Genomic DNA, 11,375 nt, shown 5'->3' on the forward strand with positions numbered 1-11,375 from the left:
AATACGGAGCTACAGAAGGAAAATTAAAAATAGCGAAAAGAGCTAAAGAACTAGGACTAGATGCTATACATGATACAGTTCATGAAATGTGTAAAGATGAAGCAAGACATGGTAAAGCATTCTTAGGATTATTAGAGAGACATTTTGATAACAAATAATTTTATAAATTAAATATAAAAAAGTGGAGAAGGATTTATCTTTCTCCACTTTTTTTATTTGAGGTATAACTAATTTTTTTAATTATAAAGTAATTTTAGAGAATTTTAAGTAATAAATTTTGAATAAAAGGTAATGCAGAATTAAAATTTAACGTTAATTATTTTCATAAAAAGATATATTAATTCATAAAAATGATTTTTGGTTATATAATTTTCATATAAGTAATTATTATAGAATTAGATTAAAGGATATTTGGGGTATAACAAAGAATAAGATGAATAAATCAAGTGATAATGAAGAAGAAGCTAAATAGTTAATCCAATAACTACATAATCATACAGAGATAATTATGTAAAGTATAGTTGGGAGATAACCGCCTACATGTATCAAAAATAAATGAAAGGGGGAATAACTGAGAGTTTTTGCAATAAATTAATGTTTACAGAGAGGTGGAAACATGGAAAGTAAGCACAGTTTTTTTAACAAAATAGATGAAATAATATTTATATTAAATAATAATAATGTTGACTGGATAAATAATTATGCAACTAGGTTCTTTGATAAAGACAAAATTTTAAATTCAAGTTTTTGTAAACTATTTAATAAAACTGAAGAAATAGAAGAAGATCAAATATTAGATTATATATCAGGAACAAAATTTAAAATAAAATGTATTGAATACACGCAATCAGGTTTCAAAGTAATTATAATGAAGTGTATTAATGATTACAAAGATGACAAAGTAAGATTACATTGCCTAGAAAAAGTGGTTGAGTCCATAGATAATGGAATACTATTGAGTGATAAAAATGGAGAAGTTGTATTATATAATAAATGGCAAGAGTATTTAGATAATAACAAAAAAGAAGATGTACTAGGAAAAAAGTTATGGGAAATATACAGCTATGGAGAAGAGGGTGCATCTGAACATCAAATGGTATATAGAACTAGAACGCCAATAAAAGATGCATATAAAGTGTATTCACACAAACCTGCACATTATAGTACATACCCAATAGACTTAGAAGATGATGTAGTGGGAGTTTTTTCAGTAAGTAGAAATGAAAAAATACTACAAGACTTACTTTTAGAGACTATACAAATTAAACGTAAAATAGTAAATATAAATATAGAAGAGCTACTTGAACCCTATAATAAAAATGGGACTAGATATGAGTTTTCATCTATAATAGGTGGAGAAAAAATAAACAATCTAATAGCTTTATCTCAAAAAATTGCGTTATTGGAAAGTAACATTTTAATTATAGGTGAAACTGGAACTGGAAAAGAAGTATTTGCTCAAAGCATACATAATTATGGCAAACATAAAAATCAGCCTTTTATACCAATAAACTGTGCAGCCATACCTGAGAATTTACTTGAAAGTATTTTATTTGGAACCGTTAAAGGGTCGTATACTGGTGCAACTGATACGCCGGGGTTATTTGAAGAAGCAAGAAATGGAACTATATTTTTAGATGAATTAAATTCAATGCCAATGTCTATGCAAACTAAGTTATTAAGAGTTATACAAGAACGTAGAACTACAAGAATTGGATCTAGCAAGATGTATAACCTAGAGTGCAGGATAATTAGTGCTATAAATGAGGAACCTAAAAAGCTAATAAATGAAAATAGACTGAGGCAAGATTTATTTTATAGAATATCTAGTTTAACCATAAAAATCCCTCCTCTTAGAGAGCGAAAAGAAGATATAAAATTATTAACTATGTTTTATATTTCAAAATACAATTTAAAACTAGATAAAAATATCCAAGAAATTAATAAAGACTTACTATACATACTTGAACAATATAATTGGCCTGGTAATATTAGAGAGCTAGAACATATAATGGAAAATTTATTTATAGCATGTGAAGATGATAAAAAAATAATAGACTTAGAATGTTTAACAGAATACATAAAGGATGAACTTAGTTTAAATAATGATATAGATACAAGAAATATAAATAATAGCATAGAAAAAATAAATGATGATATTTGCAATGATTTAAATTTATATTTAGATACAGAGGAAAGCTTGTCTTTAAGTGATATTTTAAAAAATATTGAGAAGGAAATAATAATAAATGTACTAGAAGATACTAATTGGAATATATCACACGCATCTAAAAAATTAAATATTATAAGGCAAAGCTTGATTTATAGAATGAAAAAATTAGGAATTTTAAAGGATGTATAAAGTTTATTCACCTATGTATAAATTTTATACACTTATGTATAAAGTTTATACACTTGTATCAAAGGTATTTTTTTTTACTATTCTTTAAAAAACTAAAAATTACGAAAATTCAGAATGCGAAGGGCTTAAAAAATATAGATATAAATAAAATCAAAAATGGCACAATAATTGCTTAATATAAAAGTGAAAGTTGTAAATTTTATATAGAAAACTTTGAAAGGAGAAAATAGTTTATGAATAGAGTTTTAACTTATGGAAGTAGTTGACTACAAAAAAAGTAATGAATGTTTCTAAAAGTAAATAAAGTAGAACAAGCTTTAGAGGCAAACTTGCTAATAGATGAAGAAAAAATATTTGAAAGTACAATATAAACTATCTAGGGGGAGTTAAATATGGAGAGAGTATTAAATGATTTAAATAAAGAAATTCAAGATTCTATGAGTATTAAAATAAATTATGTTCCACAACAAATACCACAATTTATAGAAGGAATAAGAAGAGCACCAAAAAGAGAAGCAAAACTATCTGAAGCAGATATAAAACTAGCACTAAAGAATGCATTAAGATATATTCCAGAAGAATACCATGAGGAATTAGCACCAGAATTTTTAAATGAGTTAAAGACAATGGGGAGAATTTATGGATATAGATTTAGACCAGAAGGTAGCTTAAATGGAAAAAACTTAGAAGAATATGAAGGTAAATGCACAGAAGGAAAAGCTTTTCAAGTTATGATAGATAACAATTTAGATTTTGATATAGCTTTATATCCATATGAACTTGTAACATATGGAGAAACAGGTCAGGTATTTCAAAACTGGATGCAATATGTAGTAGTTAAAGAGTACTTAAAAGTATTAACACAAGATCAAACTTTAGTTATTCAATCAGGTCATCCTGTTGGATTATTTAAATCAAAACCAGATGCACCAAGAGTTATTTTAACAAATGGTTTAATGATAGGAATGTTTGACAACCAAGAAGAATGGAAAAGAGCAGCTGCAATAGGTGTATCTAATTATGGCCAAATGACAGCTGGCGGATGGATGTACATAGGGCCACAAGGTATAGTACATGGAACATACTCTACATTATTAAATGCAGGTAGACTAGTACTTGGAGTAGATCAAAACTCAGATTTAGCAGGAAAATTATTTGTAACATCAGGACTTGGTGGAATGAGTGGTGCTCAAGGTAAGGCTTGTGAAATAGCTGGTGGAGTAGGTATAATAGCTGAAGTTGACTATTCTAGAATAGAAACAAGATACACTCAAGGTTGGGTAAGTAAGGTAGCTAAAACTTGTGAAGAAGCTTTTGATTTAGCTAATGAATATGTGGAAAGAAAAGAACCTTGTGCTATAGCTTATCATGGTAATATAGTAGATTTATTAGAATATGCAGTAGATAATAAGATACACATAGACTTACTATCAGACCAAACATCATGTCATGCTGTTTATGATGGAGGATATTGTCCTCAAGGAATTACTTTTGAAGAAAGAACTAGGTTATTAGCAGAGGATAAAGATAAATTTATACAATTAGTAGATGAAACATTAATAAAGCACTTTGAAATGATAAAAGAACTTCACAATAGAGGAGTATACTTCTTTGATTATGGAAATAGTTTCATGAAAGCTATTTATGATGCAGGATGCATGGAAATTTCTAAAAATGGAGTAGATGAAAAAGATGGATTTATATTCCCGTCATATGTTGAAGATATCTTAGGTCCACAGTTATTTGATTATGGATATGGACCATTTAGATGGGTATGCTTAACTGGAAAAGAAGAAGATTTAGAAAAAACAGATAAGGCTGCTATGGACTGCATAGACCCTAATAGAAGATATCAAGATAGAGATAACTGGGCTTGGATAAGAGATGCTAAGAAAAATGCATTAGTAGTTGGAACACAAGCAAGAATACTTTATCAAGATGCTATGGGAAGAACAAATATAGCTCTTAAATTTAATGATATGGTAAGAAAAGGAGAAATAGGGCCAGTAATGTTAGGTAGAGACCACCACGATGTGTCTGGTACAGATTCTCCATTTAGAGAAACTTCAAATATAAAAGATGGAAGTAATATAATGGCAGATATGGCTACTCATTGCTTTGCAGGAAATTGTGCAAGAGGTATGAGTTTAGTAGCTCTTCACAATGGTGGAGGCGTTGGTATAGGTAAGGCTATAAATGGTGGATTTGGAATGGTTCTTGATGGGTCTCAAAGAGCTGATGATATATTAAGAAGTGCTATGCCTTGGGATGTTATGAGTGGAGTTGCTAGACGTGCTTGGGCTAGAAATGAAAATTCTATCACAACAGCTATGGAATATAACAAAATGACTCAAGGAAGAAATCATATAACATTACCATATATAGTAGATGAACAATTAATAGATGATGTTACAAGAAATGTAAAATTTTAGATTGTATATATAATTAACTATATAAAAATTAATAGGAGGATTTTTCAAATGGAAGATTTAAAAAAGTATAATCCAGGAATTATGCTAAGGTCAGTAATATATAGTTTGATAGGAATAATTATGTTCTTTGTTCCTATAGAGTTATTTGGAGTATCAACTATACCTCTTGATCACATGGTAAGTGTTCTAAAAAATAATTTGCCACAGATTTGTACTATATATGCATTTGTGATGATTATTATAGGTGGAATTTTACCATTCATAAAGAAAACATATAAAAAAGATAAAGTTACAATGGTATTTTCAATCTTAAAATTGTGTGGAATATTAATAGCTGTTATGGCAGTTTTCAATGTAGGGCCTAAAATTCTTATGGAACCAAATATGATTCCATTTTTATACAATAAGTTAGTTATACCAGTAGGATTAGTAGTTCCAATAGGAGCAGTATTTTTATCATTCTTAATAGGATATGGACTTTTAGAATTTGTAGGTGTATTTATGCAACCTGTAATGAGACCTATATTTAAAACACCAGGTAAATCTGCAGTTGATGCAGTTGCATCTTTTGTAGGTAGTTATTCTCTAGCACTTTTAATAACTAATAGAGTTTATAAGGAAGGTAAATATAGTACAAAAGATGCATATATAATAGCTACAGGATTCTCTACTGTATCTGCAAGTTTCATGGTAATAGTTGCTAAAACATTAGGAATTATGAATATGTGGAATGTTTACTTTTGGTCTACGTTAGTAATCACTTTTATGGTTACAGCTATAGTTGTTAGGTTAGGCCCAACATCTAAGATTAAAGAGGATGATTATTACAATGGAATTTGTGTTAAGGAAGAAGAGATACACTCAGATAGATTTAAGCATGCTATACATGAAGGTATGGTTGTAGCAGAAAGTGCACCTAGTTTATTTAACTGTATAAAGTCTAACCTTAAAGACGGGCTAATGATGGCAACGGGTATACTTCCATCAATATTAAGTGTAGGGTTAATAGGATTACTACTTGCAGAGTATACACCATTATTTGATATATTAGGATACGTTTTATATCCTGTAACATATTTATTGAGTTTCCTAGGATTAGAAAATCCATTATTAGTAGCTAAGGCTAGTACTCTTAGTTTAGCTGAAATGTTTTTACCAGCTATTCTAATAGGGGAAAGTTTAAATGTATTGACTAGATATGTAATAGCAGTTATATCTATTTCATCTATACTATTTTTCTCAGCATCAATACCATGTATGTTATCTACAGAGATACCATTTAAAGTAAAAGATTTTATTATTATATGGTTCCAAAGGGTTGTCCTATCACTTATATTAGCAACTATATTTGGTAGTATTTTTATAGCATAAACCAGTATAACAAGTAGGCTGTAATAAATTTTTATTTAATACAGCCTACTTGTTATATCAATTTATCTGAGTATAGTTCTAGAAATTAACTTAATGGGGTGAATATATGAGTGTAGATATGATTATTAAAAATATAGGAAAACTAATTACAAGTAAAGATACAGGGAGACCGAAAACTAAAAAAGAAATGAATCAAATTGAAATTACTAAAAATGCATATATAGCAATAGAAAATGGAAGATTTATAGAAATAGGTGAGGGAAATAACTATAATCATTTAGTAAATGAAAGTACAAAAATAGAAGATGCACAAGGACTGTTAGTAGTTCCAGGATTTATAGATTCACATACTCACTTAGTACATGGTGGTTCTAGAGAAAATGAGTTTTTAAAAAAAATAGAAGGAATTCCATATATAGAAATATTAAAACAAGGTGGAGGAATACTAAGTACAGTAAAATCCACGAAAACAGCTTCAGAAGATGAACTTTATTACAAAGCAAAGCAAAGTTTAGATAAAATGTTAGAACTAGGCGTTACAACAGTAGAGTCAAAAAGTGGTTATGGATTAGAATTAGATACAGAGATTAAACAATTAAAAGTTGCTAATAAGTTGGATAAAAATCATCCAGTAGATTTAGTACATACATTTTTAGGTGCTCATGCAATACCTATTGAATATAAGGAAAATCACAAAGGGTTTATAGATATTATAGTTAATGATATGATGCCAAAAATAAAAGAGTTAGGTTTAGCAGAATTTTGTGATGTATTCTGCGAAGAAGGAGTATTCAGTATAGAAGAAACTGAGTATATACTTAAAAAATCTAAAGCAATGGGTTATAAATTAAAAATACATGCAGATGAAATAGTATCCTTAGGAGGAGCAGAGCTAGCGGCTAAATTAAAATGCACTTCAGCAGATCATTTAATGGCAGCTAGTGAAGCTGGAATGAAAATGTTAGCAGAAAATTATACTATAGCAAATTTACTTCCGGGAACATCATTTAATTTAAATAAAGATTATGCAAATGCAAGAAAAATGATAGAGTTAGGGGTACCTGTTGCTTTATCTAGTGATTACAATCCAGGAAGTTGTCCGAGTGAAAACTTGCAGTTTGCAATGCAACTAGGTTGCTTAGGTCTTAAGATGACACCAAATGAAGTTTTAAATGCAGTAACAATAAATGCTGCATACTCAATAGACAGACAAGATGAAATTGGTACAATAGAAGTAGGTAAAAAAGCAGATTTAGTGATATGTAATGCTCCTAATATAGAGTATCTTATGTATCATTTTGGTATAAATCATGTCAATAAAGTTTATAAGAATGGAAAGCTTGTAGTAGATAAAAATTTATAAAATGATGTGGGGACGTCTTTTAATTTTATGAGGCTTAAATAAACTATTTAAAATATTTTGTTTAAGTATAGATTCAGCGGGTATATATAGACTATAACAAATTAAGAAATAATTTTAAAAAATAATATAGATATATAAACTCGGGAGGTAAATAATATGAAGAAATTTGTTTGTACAGTATGTGGATATATACATGAAGGAGAAACTGCACCAGTAGCTTGCCCAGTATGTAAAGTAGGAGCTGAGAAGTTTGATGAAATGAAAGGTGAAATGATATGGGCTGATGAGCACAGAATAGGAGCAGCAGCTGGAGTAGATGAAGAAATATTAGAAGGACTTAGAGCTAATTTTACAGGAGAATGTACTGAAGTAGGAATGTATTTAGCAATGAGCCGTCAAGCAGATAGAGAAGGATATCCAGAAGTAGCAGAAGCATACAAGAGAATAGCATTTGAAGAAGCAGAACATGCAGCTAAATTTGCTGAATTATTAGGAGAAGTAGTAGTAGCAGATACAAAAGCTAACTTAAAAGCAAGAGTAGAAGCAGAATACGGAGCTACAGAAGGAAAATTAAAAATAGCTAAAAAAGCTAAAGAACTAGGATTAGATGCTATACATGATACAGTTCATGAAATGTGTAAAGATGAGGCTAGACATGGTAAAGCATTCTTAGGATTACTAGAAAGACATTTTGGTAAGCAATAATTATATAAAATGAATTGTAAAAAATGGGGAAAGATTTATCTTTTCTCATTTTTTTATGTTTATTATAGTATTTTATGAATTCTAAAAATACTATAATAATTTATAGAGAAACTTTAATTAAACAAATATTAGGGGTGAAATTATGAAAAAAGGTTGACGATAAAAGAATAAACGGTTACCATAAGAATAAGTGGTAGTAAAAATGATGTAAATGGTTCGTTTGAAACCGTTAAAATCTAATTTAATACCGGATTATCAAATACATGTATAAAAAATCTATAACTATCAAATCAAAATTAAAAAAATAAGTATATTTAGTACTAAAAAGTAAATGAAATCTTAAAAAATTAATCAAAGAAATGGGAGTTGATAAAATGAATGAGATTCTAGTTCAACTAGAACACATAATTACAGGATTATCAAATGCAATTTGGCCAATATTTTTACCATTTATGCTAGTAGTAGGAGCATTCACATCAATTAGAACTATATTTATTATCAAGAATCAAACTACAAAGAAAGCTAAACTAAACATAAAAAATGTAATAGGGCCAGCGTCTATATCATTAGGAGCAATGATTGGTACAGGAGCAATAATAGGTGTTCTTGGTGCACTTTCAAAATACGCTGCTTCAGGTGAAGTAAATATCGAAGCAATGGCAATTTGGGCACTAATAGGTGCATGTATAATGGTACCAGTATCATATGCAGAAACACTAAATTCGAAAATAATGGGGAAAACACCTAAAGAATACATATCAAATTTAATATCTCCAAAGTTAGGAACAGTTTATGCTATAAGTTTTGTAATATTAGCAGTATTTGGATTTGGAGGATTCCAATTTAGTGGAATTGATTCAGTATCAACAATAATAACAGCAAAGTTTATGGGAGTAGAACTTTCACTACTTCAAAGATACTTATTCATAGTAATTCCAGTAATCATAATAGTTGCAGCACTAGTTTTATCAAAAAAACATGAAGTATTTATGAATGCTATGACTTATATGATAGGAACAGCAGTTATAGGATATTTTATATTCTTCACTTTATTCGTAATAAGAACAGTAGACTATATTCCAACCTATTTTACAAACGTTGTAGAAGGTATGACTAATCCTGTTAATGGATTTGCAGGAATAACATTAGGATTTGTTTTAGGGATGCAAAAAGTGTTACAAACAGCAGAAACTGGTTTAGGAGCTTTGGCTATGGCAGCTCAAGAAGCAGATTCTAGTCCAAGAGAAGCAGCAATGATTTCTTTAATACCAACTATTATAACCGTAGTGGTTTCAATAGTGGTTACATCTTATATAGCATCATACGGTTTAGCAAATAGTATTATACAGTTGCCAGCAGATGCTGTAACTAGACTTACTCAATACTTCTTAACAGCAGAAAATGTAACAGGAATATTTGGATTAATAATATTATCATTATTCACTGTTTTATCAGCATTAACAACAATATTAGGTTCATATTACTATATGACAAAATTATTTAAAGAAAATGCTGTAAATAAAAATATAGCTATATACTTAACACTAATTGCAGTAGCAGGTACATTAGCAGTGTTTGGAGCTAACGTAGTATTTGAAGCTGTAGACTTATTATTATTTGTACTCTCAGGAATAAACATTGTAGCTTTAGCAATATTTACAATAAAGAAATGGGAAGAATACAAAATAAATAAATTTAATTTCAAAAAAGCTAGCAATGATAATTAAATAATAGAAAATAATCAAATTTAATAATGAAAAATAGTTAAAATCAAGATTGAAAATAAGATAATTAACATTAAAAATAATTAAAATTAAAGATGGGGGAGAGATAATATGATAGCAGTTTTTGGTTTAATTATTTCCGTAATATTATTGATATACTTGTCGTTTAAGGGATATCCAATGTTATTCTCAACAATAGTTTGTTCAGTGATATTAGCAGTGTTTGGAGGTATGGCACTTCAACCAGATATGTTAGCGATATATGGAGGGGGCCTAGGTGCATTCTTTGGAAACAACGTTTTACTTTTCACAATGGGAGCATTGTTTGGTAAGTTACTAGGAGAAAGTAAGGCAGCAATAAGTTTCTCATATAAGATACTAGATGTATTAGGAGAGCAAAGAGCATTACTAGCTATATACGTTGCAAGTTTTGTATTAACATGGGCAGGGGTTAACAACTTCGTACTTATATTTGCGCTATATCCAATAATGGTAGCTTTATGTAGTAGAACTAATATACCTAAAAAACTTGGCTTAGCAGCATTTATGTCTGGATCATTTATACCAATGGCATTCACACCAGGTAGTGCAACAAATATGAATGTTATATTAGCCGATACACTTGGTACAAGCATGTATGCTGGTGCAGGAATAGGTGCAATAGGTACTGTAATTGCAACAACATTAGCCCTAACGTGGTTAAAGTATGAAGAAAGCAAGTGTAGAAGTGAAGCAGAAAGATTCGTTGCTGCTGACACAGATATAATAGTATCTTTAGATGATAAAGATGGATTACCATCATTTTCAAAATCAGCAATTCCATTATTAGCTTTAATAGTAGGGATAATTGCATTAAGTAAGAACATGGCTTCAATGCCAGCAATAGTATTTTCTTTAGTCATATCTAGTGCAATTGCATTTGTACTATTTAATAAATCTTACCCAAATAAAGTAGCTACAATAAGTCAAGGTTTAGCAGGTGGTATAAATCCATTGTTAGCAGTAGCTACAATATCAGGATTCTCTGCTGTTATAGAAAAATTACCAGTATTTTCAACGATAGTTGATAGCTTATTTGGATTAGGTTTAAATCCATTAATTCTTCTATTCATAGTAATGGCTATATTATCAGGGATAATGGGTAATGCAATATCACCAGTGGCATTCTTTGCAAGTACATTAGCAGATAAATTTGTAGCTGCAGGTATAGCACCAAGCTTACTACACAGAATGGTTACTATGGGTTCAACATCATTATCATGTTTACCTAACTCAGGTGGACTATTATCAATAATAGAAGTATGTAAATTAACATTAAAAGATTGTTATAGAGAAGTAGCCATAGCTACTATGGTAATTCCTTCGGTAACAGCTATGATATGTACAGTAATTGCTATGTTTATGTAATCAAAATTTAA

At 29.4% G+C, this 11,375-nt stretch carries 7 protein-coding genes and 1 pseudogene; all 8 read left to right on the forward strand.

Annotated elements, in window-relative coordinates:
• Positions 1 to 158: pseudogene (locus tag ACRC03_RS19980) on the forward strand (NADH peroxidase); the annotation flags it as partial.
• A 458-nt stretch (positions 159 to 616) separates the two neighbouring features.
• The gene (locus tag ACRC03_RS19985; RefSeq protein WP_438654373.1) at positions 617 to 2,362 is read left to right on the forward strand and encodes a sigma-54 interaction domain-containing protein; all 1,746 of its coding nucleotides are present in this window, start codon (positions 617 to 619) and stop codon (positions 2,360 to 2,362) included.
• Positions 2,363 to 2,799: 437 nt separating this feature from the next.
• Positions 2,800 to 4,794, forward strand: coding sequence for a urocanate hydratase (locus ACRC03_RS19990; protein ID WP_438654402.1), 1,995 nt, complete (start codon positions 2,800 to 2,802; stop codon positions 4,792 to 4,794).
• Positions 4,795 to 4,842: 48 nt separating this feature from the next.
• Positions 4,843 to 6,165, forward strand: a complete 1,323-nt coding sequence (locus ACRC03_RS19995) for a YjiH family protein (RefSeq protein ID WP_438654374.1) — start codon at positions 4,843 to 4,845, stop codon at positions 6,163 to 6,165.
• Positions 6,166 to 6,271: 106 nt separating this feature from the next.
• Positions 6,272 to 7,528 (forward strand): imidazolonepropionase, encoded by a 1,257-nt coding sequence (gene hutI / locus ACRC03_RS20000; protein WP_438654375.1) that lies wholly within the window; start codon positions 6,272 to 6,274, stop codon positions 7,526 to 7,528.
• Positions 7,529 to 7,684: 156 nt separating this feature from the next.
• Complete coding sequence (locus ACRC03_RS20005; protein ID WP_438654376.1) at positions 7,685 to 8,233, forward strand: NADH peroxidase; 549 nt, start codon at positions 7,685 to 7,687, stop codon at positions 8,231 to 8,233.
• 374 nt (positions 8,234 to 8,607) lie between these two features.
• A complete protein-coding gene (locus ACRC03_RS20010; RefSeq protein WP_438654377.1) occupies positions 8,608 to 9,960 on the forward strand; it encodes an alanine:cation symporter family protein in 1,353 nt (450 codons plus the stop codon).
• Positions 9,961 to 10,068: 108 nt separating this feature from the next.
• Complete coding sequence (locus ACRC03_RS20015; protein ID WP_438654378.1) at positions 10,069 to 11,364, forward strand: GntP family permease; 1,296 nt, start codon at positions 10,069 to 10,071, stop codon at positions 11,362 to 11,364.
• Positions 11,365 to 11,375 lie beyond the last annotated feature (11 nt).

This window comes from Romboutsia sp. (genome assembly GCF_051659545.1).
GTDB lineage: Bacteria > Bacillota > Clostridia > Peptostreptococcales > Peptostreptococcaceae > JBOFOR01.